General features: G+C 64.6%; 17 protein-coding genes. 3 read left to right on the top strand and 14 right to left on the bottom strand.

What is annotated here, in order from left to right; genetic code table 11:
* Nucleotides 1-15 precede the first annotated feature (15 nt).
* The 3 genes from ACUY1T_RS14065 to ettA all read left to right on the top strand — a co-directional run bounded on the left by ACUY1T_RS14065 (nt 16) and on the right by ettA (nt 2,691).
* Entirely contained in the window at nt 16-450 is a 435-nt protein-coding gene (locus tag ACUY1T_RS14065) for a PAS domain S-box protein (RefSeq protein WP_446023807.1), read from the top strand.
* A 190-nt stretch (nt 451-640) separates the two neighbouring features.
* Nucleotides 641-859: a PA3496 family putative envelope integrity protein gene (locus ACUY1T_RS14060; RefSeq protein ID WP_167116619.1), complete on the top strand. Its 219-nt coding sequence runs from the start codon at nt 641-643 to the stop codon at nt 857-859.
* Between the two features lie 170 nt (nt 860-1,029).
* Nucleotides 1,030-2,691 (top strand): energy-dependent translational throttle protein EttA, encoded by a 1,662-nt coding sequence (ettA, locus tag ACUY1T_RS14055; protein ID WP_446023805.1) that lies wholly within the window; start codon nt 1,030-1,032, stop codon nt 2,689-2,691.
* 91 nt (nt 2,692-2,782) lie between these two features.
* Here the strand turns inward: ettA and ACUY1T_RS14050 are convergent, their stop codons facing one another.
* The 14 genes from ACUY1T_RS14050 to ACUY1T_RS13985 form a co-directional block, all read right to left on the bottom strand.
* The gene (locus tag ACUY1T_RS14050) at nt 2,783-2,944 is read right to left on the bottom strand and encodes a DUF1328 domain-containing protein (protein ID WP_086509399.1); all 162 of its coding nucleotides are present in this window, start codon (nt 2,942-2,944) and stop codon (nt 2,783-2,785) included.
* A 161-nt stretch (nt 2,945-3,105) separates the two neighbouring features.
* The gene (lpxL, locus tag ACUY1T_RS14045; RefSeq protein ID WP_446023803.1) at nt 3,106-4,020 is read right to left on the bottom strand and encodes an LpxL/LpxP family Kdo(2)-lipid IV(A) lauroyl/palmitoleoyl acyltransferase; all 915 of its coding nucleotides are present in this window, start codon (nt 4,018-4,020) and stop codon (nt 3,106-3,108) included.
* A gap of 46 nt (nt 4,021-4,066) precedes the next feature.
* A complete protein-coding gene (alr, locus tag ACUY1T_RS14040; RefSeq protein ID WP_446023801.1) occupies nt 4,067-5,185 on the bottom strand; it encodes an alanine racemase in 1,119 nt (372 codons plus the stop codon).
* Nucleotides 5,186-5,317: 132 nt separating this feature from the next.
* Nucleotides 5,318-6,778 carry a TolC family outer membrane protein gene (locus ACUY1T_RS14035; RefSeq protein ID WP_446023799.1) on the bottom strand — a complete coding sequence of 487 codons (1,461 nt, stop codon included), beginning with the start codon at nt 6,776-6,778 and terminating at the stop codon, nt 5,318-5,320.
* Nucleotides 6,779-6,894: 116 nt separating this feature from the next.
* On the bottom strand, nt 6,895-7,881 hold the full coding sequence (gene rpoS / locus ACUY1T_RS14030; protein ID WP_446023797.1) for an RNA polymerase sigma factor RpoS: 987 nt from the start codon (nt 7,879-7,881) through the stop codon (nt 6,895-6,897).
* A gap of 152 nt (nt 7,882-8,033) precedes the next feature.
* On the bottom strand, nt 8,034-9,101 hold the full coding sequence (locus tag ACUY1T_RS14025) for a peptidoglycan DD-metalloendopeptidase family protein (RefSeq protein WP_446023795.1): 1,068 nt from the start codon (nt 9,099-9,101) through the stop codon (nt 8,034-8,036).
* Nucleotides 9,094-10,080, bottom strand: a complete 987-nt coding sequence (locus tag ACUY1T_RS14020; protein WP_446023793.1) for a DUF368 domain-containing protein — start codon at nt 10,078-10,080, stop codon at nt 9,094-9,096. The genes ACUY1T_RS14025 and ACUY1T_RS14020 overlap by 8 nt, the downstream gene beginning before the upstream one ends.
* Nucleotides 10,077-10,757, bottom strand: a complete 681-nt coding sequence (locus ACUY1T_RS14015; RefSeq protein WP_446023791.1) for a protein-L-isoaspartate(D-aspartate) O-methyltransferase — start codon at nt 10,755-10,757, stop codon at nt 10,077-10,079. The genes ACUY1T_RS14020 and ACUY1T_RS14015 overlap by 4 nt, the downstream gene beginning before the upstream one ends.
* Nucleotides 10,744-11,490: a 5'/3'-nucleotidase SurE gene (gene surE / locus ACUY1T_RS14010; RefSeq protein ID WP_446023789.1), complete on the bottom strand. Its 747-nt coding sequence runs from the start codon at nt 11,488-11,490 to the stop codon at nt 10,744-10,746. Before surE ends, ACUY1T_RS14015 begins: the two co-directional genes overlap by 14 nt.
* 4 nt (nt 11,491-11,494) lie before the next feature.
* Nucleotides 11,495-12,559, bottom strand: a complete 1,065-nt coding sequence (gene truD, locus ACUY1T_RS14005; protein WP_446023787.1) for a tRNA pseudouridine(13) synthase TruD — start codon at nt 12,557-12,559, stop codon at nt 11,495-11,497.
* Nucleotides 12,556-13,044, bottom strand: coding sequence for a 2-C-methyl-D-erythritol 2,4-cyclodiphosphate synthase (ispF, locus tag ACUY1T_RS14000; RefSeq protein ID WP_446023785.1), 489 nt, complete (start codon nt 13,042-13,044; stop codon nt 12,556-12,558). The genes truD and ispF overlap by 4 nt, the downstream gene beginning before the upstream one ends.
* Entirely contained in the window at nt 13,045-13,794 is a 750-nt protein-coding gene (gene ispD / locus ACUY1T_RS13995) for a 2-C-methyl-D-erythritol 4-phosphate cytidylyltransferase (protein ID WP_446023783.1), read from the bottom strand.
* Nucleotides 13,787-14,125: a cell division protein FtsB gene (gene ftsB / locus ACUY1T_RS13990; RefSeq protein ID WP_446023781.1), complete on the bottom strand. Its 339-nt coding sequence runs from the start codon at nt 14,123-14,125 to the stop codon at nt 13,787-13,789. Before ftsB ends, ispD begins: the two co-directional genes overlap by 8 nt.
* A 74-nt stretch (nt 14,126-14,199) precedes the next feature.
* Nucleotides 14,200-15,333, bottom strand: a complete 1,134-nt coding sequence (locus ACUY1T_RS13985; protein ID WP_446023779.1) for a GNAT family N-acetyltransferase — start codon at nt 15,331-15,333, stop codon at nt 14,200-14,202.
* Nucleotides 15,334-15,357 lie beyond the last annotated feature (24 nt).

Genomic DNA, 15,357 nt, shown 5'->3' with positions numbered 1-15,357 from the left:
CCAGGAATGCCTTGAATGAAACGCGCCCCATTGATCAGCCCTGAGCTTCTCGAGCGCATCGTCGATGCCTCGGAGGACGGTATCGTGGTCGCCGAGCAGGAAGGTGACGAGAATATTCTGATTTACGTCAACCAGGGCTTCGAGCGACTCACCGGCTATAGTACTGACGAGATTCTTTACCAGGACTGCCGCTTCCTGCAGAGCGACGATCGCGACCAGCCGGCGCTGGCCAATATCCGCAAGGCCCTGAGTGATGGTCGCCCATGTCGTGAAGTCCTGCGCAACTACCGCAAGGACGGCACCATGTTCTGGAACGAGCTGTCGATCACCCCGGTTTTCGATGCCGACGACAACTTGACCTATTACATCGGGGTGCAGAAGGACGTGACGGAACGCGTTGAGGCCCAGATGGAGCTGGAACGGCTCAAGGCCAAGTACGGTCCGTCCTGACCTGACAGGCTCGAGTGCTGCAAAAAAATTCCTCAAAGGACTTGCTCTCGGCTCCTCCCGGATATATATAGCCGTCAGGTGCCGGTCATTGGCGCCGATGGCGCTTCAGGTCCGTCGCTTCGGACGCGAAGCGAATGTGCGATACGTCGATCGCAGAGCGGTCGACACTGGGCCATGGGAGGATTTTCGCATGAGCCATGAACCCCTTGTCAGCGACACTCACGACGACGAGCAAGACTTCCTCGAAGCGGTGAACGACGACGAGTACGTTCGCCCCCGCGCCTCCAGTCGCGCCGACACCCTGCGTGCCCGACGCCGCGTCGAGGCCCTGCTGGAAGAGCGACGCCTGCAGCGCGCCATCGAAGACGACTGGATGCTACTCGGCGAAGAAGAGGAAGAAGAGGAATAGGCAACATCTTCCTCGGCACGAGGCATCCGCGGATGCCTCGTCAAGCAAGCCAATCACCAAACCTCATCACGGGACGTAGCGCGAGGCGTTCAAGCATTGCAGCGCTGGCCTTTGCCCGGCACGCCCACTATCATCGGGACCACTGAAACCCTCAACCCCAGTGGAATTCCATGGCGCAATACGTCTTCACCATGAATCGGGTGGGCAAGGTCGTTCCGCCCAAGAAGCAGATCCTCAAGGACATCTCGCTGTCCTTCTTCCCCGGTGCCAAGATCGGCGTACTGGGCCTCAACGGCGCCGGCAAGTCGACCCTGCTGCGCATCATGGCCGGGGTCGACAAGGAGTACGAGGGTGAGGCGCGTCCCATGCCCGGCATCAACATCGGCTATCTGCCCCAGGAACCTCAGCTCGACGACGAGAAGAACGTCCGCGAGACCGTGGAAGAGGCCCTGGGTGAGATCAAGGAGGCTCAGGCCAAGCTCGACGCCGTCTATGCCGCCTACGCCGAGCCGGATGCCGACTTCGATGCCCTGGCCGCCGAGCAGGCGCGCCTGGAGAACATCATCGAAGCCGCCGACGCCCACAACCTCGAACGCAAGCTGGAAGTGGCCGCCGAGGCGCTGCGCCTGCCGCCCTGGGAAGCTCGGGTAGGCAACCTCTCCGGCGGGGAGCGCCGCCGCGTGGCGCTGTGCCGCCTGCTGCTCTCCAGTCCCGACATGCTGCTGCTCGACGAGCCGACCAACCACCTGGATGCGGAATCCGTGGCATGGCTCGAACGCTTCCTCCACGACTATCCGGGTACCGTGGTGGCGATCACTCACGACCGTTACTTCCTCGACAACGTGGCCGGCTGGATCCTCGAACTCGACCGTGGCTACGGCATCCCCTTCGAGGGCAATTACTCGCAGTGGCTGGAGTCCAAGGAAAAACGCCTGGAGCAGGAAGCCAAGCAGGAAGCCTCGCGCCAGAAGGCGATCAAGCACGAGCTGGAGTGGGTGCGCAGCAACGCCAAGGGCCGCCAGGCCAAGAGCAAGGCACGCCTCAATCGCTTCGAGGAAATGCAGTCCGGCGACTTCCAGAAGCGCAACGAGACCAACGAGATCTACATTCCGCCCGGCCCCCGCCTGGGCGACAAGGTCATCGAGTTCCATGGCGTGTCCAAGCGCTTCGAGGACAAGCTGCTCTACGAAGACCTCACCTTCACCGTGCCCAAGGGCGCCATTGTCGGCATCGTCGGTGGCAACGGTGCCGGCAAGTCGACCCTGTTCAAGCTGATCACCGGCAAGGAGCAGCCGAACAGCGGCGAGGTGGTGGTCGGCGAGACCGTCGATATCGCCTACGTCGAGCAGCTTCGCGACGCGCTGGACGACAAGCAGACGGTGTGGGAAGCAGTCTCCGACGGTCAGGACATTCTCAACATCAACGGCTACGAGGTCTCCTCGCGCGCCTATGTCGGCCGCTTCAACTTCAAGGGCAACGACCAGCAGAAGTTCCTCAAGGATCTTTCCGGTGGTGAGCGTGGCCGGCTGCAGCTGGCCCAGACCCTGAAGCAGGGCGCCAACGTGCTGCTGCTCGACGAACCTTCGAACGATCTGGACATCGAGACCCTGCGTGCCCTGGAAGAGGCCCTGCTCGCCTTCCCCGGCTGCGCCCTGGTGATCTCCCACGACCGCTGGTTCCTCGACCGCATCGCCACCCACATCCTTGCCTTCGAGGGCGATTCCCAAGTGGTGTTCTTCGAAGGCAACTACACCGACTACGATGCGGATCATCGCAAGCGGGTCGGCAGCGATACGCCGCATCGCATGAAGTACAAGCGCATCGACGCCTGAATGCGGCGTGCGCGCCCTCGGAAAGAAGAGTGGCGGCAAAGAAGAGGCCTCGCTGATGCGAGGCCTCTTTTCGTTCACAACGCGCAAAGCGCTACGGTTTTCTTCTTCCGGTAATCAGCGAAACGATGAACAACACGATGAACAGGAAGAACAGAATCTGGGCGATGGTGGTGGCCGCACCCGCGATACCGGTGAAGCCGAGCACCCCCGCAATGATGGCGATGATCAGGAACAGCATTGCATTGCCGAGCATAACAGACCTCCTTGACTGTCTTGGCGCCATCCCTAGGCGCAGTTACCCAATCAGGTGTCTTTCAGACTTGCGTGAACTGATCGAACCGTCAAGTTACCGCCGGTTACGCCTTGTATCCCCGCAGAGTCCAGAGCAAACATTCCCGCTCCGAGAGCAACCGTTCAATACAAGCCCGGCTCTCCCTCCGGTCGGGTCTTGAAGCGTCGGTGCAGCCACATGTACTGCTCCGGATGTTTGCCTATCGCCTGCTCGATGAAGGCATTGACCAGCGTCGCATCACGCACCTCGTCGCCGCTGGGAAAGCCTTCGAGGGGTGGGCGGCTCTCGATGGTGTAGGTATGGTCGTCGGGGTTGCGATGGAACATCAGCGGCACTACCGGCGCTCCGGTCATGCGCGCGATCTTGGCCGTCAGGCGGATCGTCGCCGCCTCGATGCCGAACAGCGGGGCGAAGACGCTGACGTTGCGGCCGAAATCCTGGTCCGGTGAATACCATACGATGTGCCCCGCCTTGAGCCGGCGTACCACGCCACGCAGATCGTGACGGTCGATTGCCTCGCCGAAGATGCGACTTCGCGCCCGGGTCATGAAACGGTCAAACAGGGGATTGTTGTGCGGTCGATAGACCACGTCGGAGGGAAAATAGAGCGAGTGCAGCGCTCCGCCCAAGTCCAGGGTGGAGAAGTGGATACCCACGATCAGCACACCCTTGCCTTGGGCGTAGGCGGCCTCCAGGTGATGCCGACCCTTGTAGGTCACCCGGTGACGAAGGTGCTCGGGATCACGGCACCAGCCGGTGGCGGTCTCGAGGATACCGATGCCGTTGGCCTTGAAGGTGTCGCGCACCAGCCGGTCGCGCCGGTTGTCGTCGAGATGCGGGAAACAGAGCCGCAGGTTGGTATCGACGATATGCCGGCGGCGTGGCACCACCCGCCAGGCCAGCAGGCCAAGCCCGCGACCGATCGCCAGCCTGAGCCGCCAGGGCAGCCAGGCCCCGACCCGCATGCACCCGATGGCCAACCAGGCCGGCCAGAAGCGTGGGTGGGCGAAGGAAGCGGGCCAGTTGCGCTTGGACATGCAGGGTTTCCGTTCAGCTCGAGTTTGGGACGAAGGTCGCTGACGCTCACTCGCGCCGCAAGTAGCATCTGGGCACTCGCGGCAGGATGCCGGTCAGCAGCGTATAGCTGATGGTATCGCAGTGGCGAGCCACTTCGTCGACCGAGAGTACCGCACCATGACGGGATCTGCCCCACAGCACCACTTCGGTGCCTATATCGGCCTCGGGAATATCGGTGACATCCACCGTCAGCATGTCCATCGAGACCTTGCCGGCCAGCACCGTGCGCTGCCCGGCCACCAGCACCGGCGTGCCATCGACGGCATGCCGATCATAGCCGTCGCCATAGCCGCAGGCCACTACTGCAATGCGCGATGGTCGCGGTGCGCGCCAGCGGCCGGCGTAGCCCACCGGCTCACCGGCAGCCAAGTCACGTACGGCAATGATCTCGGAGCGCAGTGTCATCACCGGCTCGAGCCGGCGGCTGGCCTCGCTGGGCCGCTCCAATGGGTCGCTGCCATACAGCATCACGCCAGGGCGTACCCAGCTGCCATGCGCCTGGGGCCAGGTCAGGGTCGCCGGCGAATTGGCCAGGCACAGCGCTGCGCCAAGGCGACGAGCCAGCGCATCCATGCACGCGAGCTGCCGGTCGAAATAGGCGGAATCGATCGCATCGGCAGTGGCGAAGTGGCTCATCAGCAGCAAGCCAGTGGCACACGACGGCGCAGCGACCAGGCGCTCCCACACCGCCGGCACCTGTTCGGGCGGGAAACCCAGCCGATGCATGCCGGAATCGACCTTGAGCCATACCGGGATAGGCCGGGCCGGCCGGGAGGACAACAGGGCTTCGACTTGCCATTCGCTATGCACCGCCATCCATAGGCCCAACACCTCGACGCGGTGCAGTTCCTCCGCCTCGAAGATACCCTCGAGCAGCACGATGGGCGTTTCGATGCCCCCCTCGCGCAGGGTTTCGGCCTCCTCCAGGCAGGCCACGGCGAAGGCCGGCGGGCGCTGACCGGCAGGCAGCGATTCCAGAGCGCTGGCACAGGCCACGGCACCATGGCCGTAGGCATCGGCCTTGATCACGGCCAAGGCACGGCTGTCACCGGCCAGTTCATGGGCCAGCAGGTAATTGTGACGCAGGGCGTCAAGGTCGATGTCGGCAACCAGCGGCCTGGCCATGGCAACCTCCCAGAAGAATGAAATGGTGCAAAATTATCTTTTATCTTCGAGACCATTTCACGAAGAAAACCACCGATTTTTCGGTGGTTTCCAAAATATCACGCCATAAAACGTCGCATACTCAGCAACTCATCAGGAAGGCACCTGAGGACGCTCGCCAATGTTCATGACGGGACTGTCATTGGCCTCGTCGGGCAACTCCAGCGACACGCGCTCGTCATTGGAGAGCCAGGCGTTGACGGCCTGGATCGAATCCGGCCCGAGCAGCCCTGCCTGCTGTTGTAGCTGCAGCAAACCGAGGACATAGTCGTAGCGCGCCTCGGCATGCTCGGCAATGGCGTTGAACAGGTTCTGCTCGGCATTGAGGACATCGACGATATTGCGCGTGCCCACCTCATAGCCCGAACGCGTCGCTTCCAGTGCACTCTGGTTGGAAACGATCGCCTGACGCCGTGCCTCGACCGTCTCTACGTCGTTGTTCACCCGAGTGAACAGCGAGCGCACCTGTTGGATGGTGTCACGCCGCTGCGCCTCGAAGTCGTATTGGCTGGCTTCGAGCAGGAAGCCGCTCTGGCGGATTTGCGCCTGGGTCGAACCACCGGTGTAGAGCGGCAGGCTGGCGCGCAGGCCGACCTGACTCTCCGACTGGTGGTTGGTTCCGCTGCGGTCGGTATCCGACCAGCCATAGTTGGCGAAGGCCGACACCACCGGTCGCTGGCCAGCCCGGGCCACCTCGACGCTGCTACGTGCCACCTCGACACCGGCTTCGGCCGCTAGTACGAGGGGGCTGTTGGCCATGGCCAGCGCCACCCACTCTTCACGATCCGCCGGCTCGGGGCGGGCAATGGGCACCTCGTCGTCCAGCGCCTCGATGCTGTCGTAGCGATGCCCGGTCAGCCGCTCCAACGCCTCGAAGCTGACCTGCATGGCCCCTTCCGCAGCGAGGCGCTGGGCGCGGGCCAAATCATAGGAGGCCTGCGCTTCGTGAACGTCGGTGATCGCGATCAGCCCCACCTCGAAGCGCTCCCGTGCCTGCTCCAACTGGCGACTGATGGCGATCTCCTGAGCGCGCCGCGCACTGAGAATGTCGTGCGCCCGAAGAATCTCGAAATAAGCATTGGCAACATTGAAGAGCAGTTGCTGAGCGGCGGCATCGACACCCAAGGCATCGCGGTCGATCTCGCGTTCGGCCCGCTCGAGCTGGGCACGACGAGACGGGTCGTAGAGCGCCTGCTCTGCGTCCAAGCTCAGGCCGACACTGTTGGCCGTATCGTCCTGGGCGGCGGCCGCATCTGCTCCTTGCCCTGGCACTTGAGCGCCCTGCTGGCCCTGAAAGGAGCTCGAGTAGATACGCGAATGGGCGGCGTTACCGCCAATCGAGACCTGGGGCAACAGGGTGCCGCGCTGTACGTCCCGCGCGGCCTCGGTAGCCTGGAAGCTGGCCTGGGTGGAGGACAGTTCGGCATCGTTGGCCAGCGCATCCTGGGCGATGGTCCAGAGATCGGCTGCCTGGGCATTGCCGATCATGAAGCAGCCGAGAAAAGCGGCAAGTCCGCGCCGTGGAAAGCGCCGTGCGAAAGGTGGGCGAAGCATGTGTTCTTTTCCCCTTTTCATCCCTGCATGATAAGGAGGCTAATGATAACGCATCAGCATGCAGAAAATATGCAGCCGGTCCTTCCGACCGGCTGCATCTTGGCGCATCGATTCCGCTACTCGTTGAAGATGTTGTCCATCGAGAGGCCCTGCTTCTCGAGTACGCGGCGCAGCTTCTTCAGCGCCTCCACCTGGATCTGGCGCACCCGCTCACGGGTCAGGCCGATCTCGTCGCCAACCTCCTCCAGCGTGGCCGCCTCGTGCCCGCGCAGTCCGAAGCGGCGCACCACCACTTCCATCTGTTTCTCGGTCAACTCCGCCAGCCACTCGTCGACATGCTGCTTGACGTCGACGTCGACCAGCGACGACTCGGGGCCCAGCTCGTTGTCGTCGGCCAGGGTCTCGATCAGCGGCTTGTCGCTGTCGCCGCCCATCGGGTAGTCCACCGAGGAGACACGCTCGTTGAGCCCCATCATCTTCTTCACCGCCTCGACCGGCTTGTCGAGGTGGTCGGCGATCTCTTCCGGGGTGGCCTCGTGATCCAGCTTCTGGGTCAGTTCACGTGCCGCCCGCAGATAGATGTTGAGTTCCTTGACGACGTGAATCGGTAGCCGGATGGTGCGGGTCTGGTTCATCAGCGCCCGCTCGATGGTCTGGCGGATCCACCAGGTAGCATAGGTGGAAAAGCGGAAGCCGCGTTCGGGGTCGAATTTTTCCACTGCCCGGATCAGGCCGAGGTTGCCCTCCTCGATCAGGTCGAGCAGCGTCAGCCCCCGGTTGAGATAGCGCCGGGCGATCTTGACTACCAGGCGCAAGTTGGATTCGATCATCCTCGCCCGGCCCGCGGGGTCGCCCTTCTGGGCCAGGCGGCCGTAGTAGACCTCCTCCTCGGGCGTCAGCAAGGGCGAGAAGCCGATCTCGTTGAGATAGATCTGGGTGGCGTCGAGGCTATGGTGGTAGTGCTTGTCCTCGCGACTCAGCGCCTTCTCGAAGGCAGCATCATCGTCACTGGCCGAATTGTCCGATTCCGTCTCGAGGTCCTGGTCGGCCTCGGTGACGTCCTCGAGATCCACATCCTGAAGGTCCCGTTCAAGTATGCTCATCGGTTGCTACCCCGTGGTTTCGTCCTGAAATGCCTGTTGCTCTGGCATGGCTTGCAGCACGCAGAGTTCTATTTGTTATGACTCCTCACGGTACCCATCGGTACCAATGCCCACCTGTAACGTCCCGATGACGGCAACTTCAACTACATTGATTACCGTTCCGGCAGGTATTTCAGGGGGTCCTGAGGCTGGCCATCCTTGCGCACCTCGAAGTGCAGCCTGGCGCTCTCGGCATCGCTATTGCCCATCGTGGCAATCACCTGACCCGCCTCGACCACATCGTTTTCCGTTACCCGGAGGCTATCGTTGTGGGCGTAGGCGCTCAGGTACTGGTCATTGTGCTTGAGCAGGATGAGGTTGCCGTAGCCCCGCACCCCACTGCCGGCATAGACCACGATACCGGGTCCGGCTGCTCTGACAGGTTGCCCCTTTTGCCCGGCGATATCAATGCCGGCGGTGATGCTTCCACCCTCACCGAAACGGCCGATCAGTTCACCGTCGGTGGGCCACTGCCAAGGCACCTCGTCGACCGGCGTATAGGTACGACCACCGCTTTCGGCTTGACGTTCCGGTTCACCTGCCACCTGGGTACCGGCGTCCGCCTGGGGCTGGGCTGCCGGTTCCTGCTGGGGCTCAGGATCGGGCTGCGCGGCAACGGCCACCTCGGGCTCGACCCTGGGCTCCGGCTCACGTTCAGGCTGGGCCTGCGGCTCCGTCTGGGCCGGGGCCTCGGCAATACTCTGAGCACCGGCCACCGCGGTATCGCTGGGAACGCGCGCGCTCTCCTCGAGCGGCTCGGCCGTCAGCCGTCGATTGCGTTCGATGGCATCTTCATCGGGCAGCAGCCAATCGTCATCAGCCGACTGGGCTGCGCTGCCCCCACCGAGAGCGGTGGCCGTCGCCACCTGCGTCTCCCCCAGCTCACGCGGCCGGGTCTCGCCGGACGGTGCTGCCGCACCGTCGTTCAGGCGCAGCTGCTGGCCAGGCTGGATGCGGTAAGGCGGGCCGATCTGGTTGAGCCTGGCCAGGTCGCGGTAATCCATGTCATGACGCCAGGCGATACCATACAGGGTGTCGCCAGTCTCCACGGTGTAATGGCTGGCCGGAGCCCGCTCGCGACTCACCGAAAGATCGCGCACCTGGGGAGTGGAGTACTCCTGCTGAGCGGCGCAGCCGGCCATTGCCACAGCCAAGGCCGAGACGAGAAATACCTTACGCATTGGAGCCCTCCTCCTTGTCAGACGATTTGTGAGAGCCGCTCCCTGCCTTGCCAGGCGTACTGCCCCCTGATTGACGGCCCAGTGCCAATACCAGTGCCGCCCCGACCACCATGGCGACCACCACGGGCACCAGCAGGCCGGGCTCTCCGGTCAGGTTGGCGTAGTCCCCGGGCAGCAGATAGCGGTAATCGAGCGGAATCATCTGGCCCTCTGGCCCGAGCTGATAGCGTACCAGCTCGCGCCAGGGCCACAGCACCGGCAGTGAACCGACGATGAAGCCGATCAATAGCTGCAGGGTCGCGGTGTGATGATGGCGCAGCAGCCAGGAGAGCAGCCGCGAAAAACCGAACAGGCCTATCAGGCAACCCACGGCAAAGGTCGAGAGCAACGACAGATCGAAGCTGCGGATGCCCTGCATCACGGTGCCGTAGAGGCCCATGGTCAACAGCAGGAAACTGCCGGATACGCCAGGCAGCAGCAAGGCGCTGATGGCAATCGCGCCACCGACGACCAATACCAGCGAGGGACTGCCCAGTTGGGTGACCAGTGGCATCAACGATGGCAACCCGTGTGCCAGCAACAGGCCCACGATCAGCGGGGCCAGATGCCAGAGCTTCCAGTCTGCCGGATGACGGCTGACGACGATGGCCGAAGCCGCTACCAGGCCGAAGAAGAAGCCGTTGAGCAGTAGTGGGTAATCGTCCATGAGCCAGACGACCAGATGCGCCACGCTGACCAGGCTGGCCCCGATACCGAGCAGCAGCGGTATCGCAAAGGACAGGTTGAGATGGGCGAAGAGTCCTGCCAGACCGCCACGGCGCCAGGCCGAGAAGGCACTGGGGCCGAACTGCTTGATGGTATGAATCAGTTCCTCGTAGATGCCCGTGACGAAGGCGATGGTGCCGCCAGAAACCCCAGGCACGGCATCGGCCGCCCCCATACCGGCGCCCTTGAGGAAGACACTGAACTGTCGCTTCAACGAATCACTCCTTGCAGCAGCGGCACGAAGCGCACGCGCTCCAGCCGCTGAACCTCATGTTGAGAGCCTGCGCGGCTCACCCGGGTCAGCCACTGCTCGCCGTTGGGATCGGCCAGGGGCAGGATCATCACACCTTCTTCGGAGAGCTGCGAGATCAGCACCTCGGGTAGTTCGTGGGCACAGGCGGTGAGCAGCACGACATCGAACGGGGCCGCCTCCTGCCAGCCGTGGCCGCCATCCGCCAGGCGCAGACGTGCATTATGCGCCCGTAACAGACGCAGCCGCTTGGCTGCCCGGTGATGCAAGGCATTGATTCGTTCCACCGACCAGAGTTCCGGTACCAGGCGTGACAGGATCAGCGTCTGATAGCCGGAACCGGTGCCGATCTCCAACACGCGTCCTGGCGCCTCGTTCATCACCAGCTCGGTCATGCGCGCCACCATCCACGGCTGGGACAGGGTCTGTCCGTGGCCGATGGGCAGCGAGGTATCCTCATAGGCGCGGTGGGCCAGTGCCTCGTCGAGAAAGAGGTGGCGTGGCTCGGCGGCCATCACTCGCAGCACCCGTTCGTCGACGATGCCTTGCCTGGCCAGGCGCGCCACCATTCGGTCTCGGGTTCGCTGCGACGTCATGCCGACGCCGCGCAACAGCTCGGGTAATCGCTCAGGTGAATGCATCCAACCAGCCCTGCACATCCGCAATGGCCGCACGCTGCGTCAGGTCGGTCTGCAGCGGCGTGATCGAAACGTAGCCTGCCTCGATGGCGGCAAAGTCGGTATCCGGCCCATCATCGGCATTCTGCCCTACGGCCGCAATCCAGTAGCGCAGCCGGCCCCGCGGATCGCGCACTTCCATCGGCCGTTCCGCCGGGCCGCGGTAGCCCATGCGGGTCACACGGAAGCCCTGGATCGCCCCCCAGGGCAGGTCCGGCACGTTGACGTTGAGCAGGCTGCGCGGCGGTAGCGAGAGCTGGTCGGCCGCCCCCACCAGGCTGGCCGCCACGCGACCGGCGGTATCGAAATGGCGCGAGCCCACCAGCGACATGGCGATGGCCGGCATACCCAGGTTACGGCCCTCCATGGCTGCCGCCACGGTCCCCGAGTAGAGCACGTCGTCGCCCAAATTGCCGCCGTGATTGATCCCTGAGATCACCAGGTCGGGGCGCTCGTCCCACACCCCGTTCACGCCCAGGTAGACACAATCGGCCGGCGTGCCGTCGACGCAATGGAAGCCGTTGTCCAGCGACGTCAACGCCAGCGGGCGGCTCAAGGTCAGCGAGTTGCTGGCGCCGCTGCGGTCGCGGTCGGGCGCCACCACGCGTAGCCGGGCATGCGGTTCCAGGGCTTCGTACAGGGCGCGCAGGCCCGGCGCATGCACACCGTCATCGTTGGAAAGCAGGAGTCTGCGCATTCGATTAGCCCTCTGCCGGTAACGTCAAGGTTGGATGGTCGATGAGTTCACGCAGCACTGCCGTGGCGAAACTGCCCCGCGGCAGGTGGAAGTCAAGCCATGCACCGCCTCCTTCCCACGCCAGCCGCGGCTGGTCCAGGCGCATGCGCAAGGCGCGCCGCGCCATCTTCACGCCGGCCCGCTCGAGGCCTTGGCAAAGCGCTGTATTGCGCTCGGCGATGACGCGCTCATAGTGCATGGCTTCGCCCGCGGCGAGCGAGGCGCCCACCCCCCACAGCACGCCGGAAGGGTGCAGGTCGAGCCTGTCAGCACGCGAGTCCAGCTCGGCATCGGGCGTTTCGACCGTGAATTGGCTCGCGCTGCCGTCGAGTATCGCCACGTCTCCCGGCACCAGGCGTTGCCAGCTGCCATCCGCCAGGCGCATGGATGCCAGCTCGTTGAACAGATAGCTGCGTGCGGCGGAAAGCAGCATGCCCTCGCGATCGTCGCGCTTGCGCCAGCCACGCGCCAGCACGGCACGCGCACGGGCCAGATTGCGTCCCCCGGGCCCGAAGCGCTGCGGGCCGAACAGATTGGGCACGCCATGGCGGCACAGCCAGGCCCAGCGCGCCTCGAGGTCGTCGTTTATCGCTTCTCCCGAGATGCGCAGCGAGAAGCGATTGGCCCGGTGCACGCCACGCTTGAGCTTGCGCTGATGGCGCACCTGCTCGTGCACCCGCACGCCGCAGTTGGCCAGTTGTTCGGCCAAGTCACCCGGCGCCTGCTGCCCTGGCAGGTGCACCGAGAGCCACTGCCGGGTCACGGCAATGCGATCCTTCATGCCCGAGTAGCCCACGGCACGCACCGGCACCCCGCAGACCCGCGCCAGGTGCCGCACCGCTTCGGCGGTGGTGAGCCCACGCTTCTCGACCCACAGCCAGAGGTGCTCGCCCTGCCCCTCGGGGACGAAGCCGAGGACCTCCTCGACCACGAAGTCCTCGGGCGTGGCACGGAATTCCCCGGCGCGCGGGGGGCCGAACTCGGCTGCGGTGGCGAGGGGCCAGTCACCCGGCCGGGAAGGTTCGCTCACGTGGCAGCCCCCTCGCGCGTCAGCAATACCACGGCCTCGGCGGCAATGCCCTCGCCGCGACCGGTGAAGCCCAGCCGCTCGCTGGTGGTGGCCTTGACGTTGACGGCGTTCAAAGCGAGTTCGAGATCCTCGGCGATGTGGCCGCACATGGCGGCAACGTGGGGCGCCAGTCTCGGGGCCTGGGCGATCACCGTGGCATCGACGTTGCCGACCCGGTAGCCTGCCTCGCGCACCAGCATCAGTACATGGCGCAGCAGAGCGCGACTGTCGGCACCGGCCCAGGCCGGGTCGGTGTCGGGAAAATGACGGCCGATGTCGCCCAGCGCGCAGGCGCCGAGCAATGCATCGCTGATGGCGTGCAGCAGGACATCGCCGTCGGAGTGGGCCACGAAACCGTGGTCGAAGGGAATGGCAACGCCACCGATCATCAGGTGGTCACCGTCGCCGAAACGATGAACGTCGAAGCCATGACCAATGCGCAGCATTCAGGAAGTCTCCTCGTGCTCGTATCCGGGGCTCGACAAGGGGTCATCCCGCTGCGCGGCCAGGATATGGCCCGCCAGTGCCAGATCCTCCGGGTGAGTGATCTTGATATTATCGCGCCGGCCGGGAACCAGCCGCGGCGAGAGGCCCAGCGCCTCGACTGCCGATGCCTCGTCGGTCACCTCGAGTCGGCTCGCGACGGCTTCGTCCAGCGCCCGGCGCAGCAGGCCGTAGCGAAACCCCTGGGGCGTCTGTGCATGCCATAGCCCGCGTCGCGTCTCGGTACGCGCCACGCGACCCTGGCCGTCGTCACGTTTCATGGTGTCGGCCACCGGAGCGGCAAGCAGCCCGCCCACCTCGTCTTCACACAGCGCGGCAAACAGACGCTCGAGATCCGCCAGCGCCACACAGGGGCGCGCCACGTCATGCACCATTACCAGGTCGTCATGCTCGGCGACGTCGGCCAGCATCACCAGGGCCTGGCGCACCGAGTCGACACGCTCCGCACCGCCGGGGCTCCGCCACCACTGGGTGAAGGGCACCCAGCTCGAATCGAAGTGGGCATCGTCGGGGTCGAGGCACAGGCACAGCCGCGCCGCGGGAAAGGCCTGGTGCAGCCGTGCGAGCGTATGCGCCAGCACCGGCCGCCCGGCCAGCATCAGGTACTGCTTGGGCAGTTCGGTGCCCATGCGCCGTCCACGGCCAGCCGCGGGAACCACCAGCCACAGGCGCTCGGCGCTGTGTTCATTCATTCGGCACTCCCGTGCGAGCACTTGATGCTGCGGCCTGACCCACGCTGCCCTCGATCACCACGCCAGGCACCCAGTAGAACTGCTCGTCGGTACGTACCATGCCGATGTCGCTGCGTGCCCGCTCCTCGATGGCATCGAGTCCCGTCTTGAGATCCACCACCTCGGCGGCCAACCGTTCGTTGCGATCGCGCAGCGGCTTGTTGGCGGCATCGAGCATGGCCACGCGTTCGCGTATCTCGCGCAGTTCATGGATACCGCCGTCACCGAGCCACAGGCGATACTGCAGCAGCGCCAGCAGCAGGGCCAGGGCGATGGCAAGCCACTTGAGCATCGGCTCAGGTCCTCATGATTCTGAATGCCCGGCATTATGCCATCATCCCCCGCCCGGCTCACGCCCTGAACGCCTCACATCCTGAAGGGCAAAGCCCGCTCGGCAGCCCGGCAGTAAGCGTCGACGTGACGGCGCTCCTCGTCGCAGAAGCGCACCAGGGCATCGTGCAGCCTTGGGTCGGCGATGTAGTGCAGCGAGCGCAGCCGCCTGGGACCGAAGCCGCGCGTAAGCTTGTGTTCGCCTTGGGTACCGGGGTCGAAGCAGGTCAGGCCGTGGGCCAGGCAGTGCTCGATGCCCTGGTAGTAGCACGCCTCGAAGTGCAGGCAGTCGGCCAGCACCTCGCTGCCCCAGTAGCGTCCGTAGAGGGTGCGACTGCCCTGCAGGCAAAGCGCGGCGGCCACCGGCTGGTCGTCGAGACGCGCCTGTATCAGCAATAGCGCTTCGGGCATGGTGCGGCGAAGGCGGCGGAAGAAATCGAGATTGAGATAGCCATGGCGGCCGCGTTCGAGATAGGTGATCTCGTAGCAGCGGAAGAAATGCTCGAGGTCGCTCTCGCCGATCGCCTCGCCCGCCAGACGGTGCAGACTCAGGCCCTGCTCGGCCACCCGCCGCCGTTCGCGGCGGACCGTCTTGCGCCGCTTTGACGTCAAGGCGGAGAGAAAGCCCTCGAAGTCGCCGTAGCCGCGGTCCTGCCACTGGAACTGCACGCCGTGACGGACCAGCAGAGCCGGCCTTGCCGCGAGCCAGGCATCGACCTCGTCATCCTTGGCAAACAGCAGATGCCAGCTCGACAAAGTGCTGTCCTCCCACGCCTCGGCCAGCACCTCGCGCGCCGCCAACGGATCGACCCCTTCGGCCAATGCCAGCCGCGGGCCCGGCACCGGCGAAAACGGGATCGCCGTGAGCCCCTTGGGGTAGTAGCGCCCGCCAGCACCCTCCCAGGCATCGGCCCAGCTCCAGTCGAACACGTATTCGCCGTAGGAGTGGAACTTGTGGTAGTACGGCATGACGCCGGCCAGGATCTCACCGCGCCACAGCGTCAAATGATTCGGCACCCAGCCGGTCGAACGACCCACCGCCCCGCTCGCCTCCAATGCATGGAGGAACTCATGACGCAGGAACGGGTGGTCATCGCCGATCAGCGCATTCCATGACGTAGCCGCCACCGCCTCGATGGCGGGCAGCCGCTTGAGAATCAGCTCGGACATGGCGTTCCTGTCAGGAAGTAACCG

This window comes from Billgrantia sp. Q4P2, from assembly GCF_052806135.1.
This window is presented reverse-complemented; position numbering and strand designations above follow the sequence as displayed.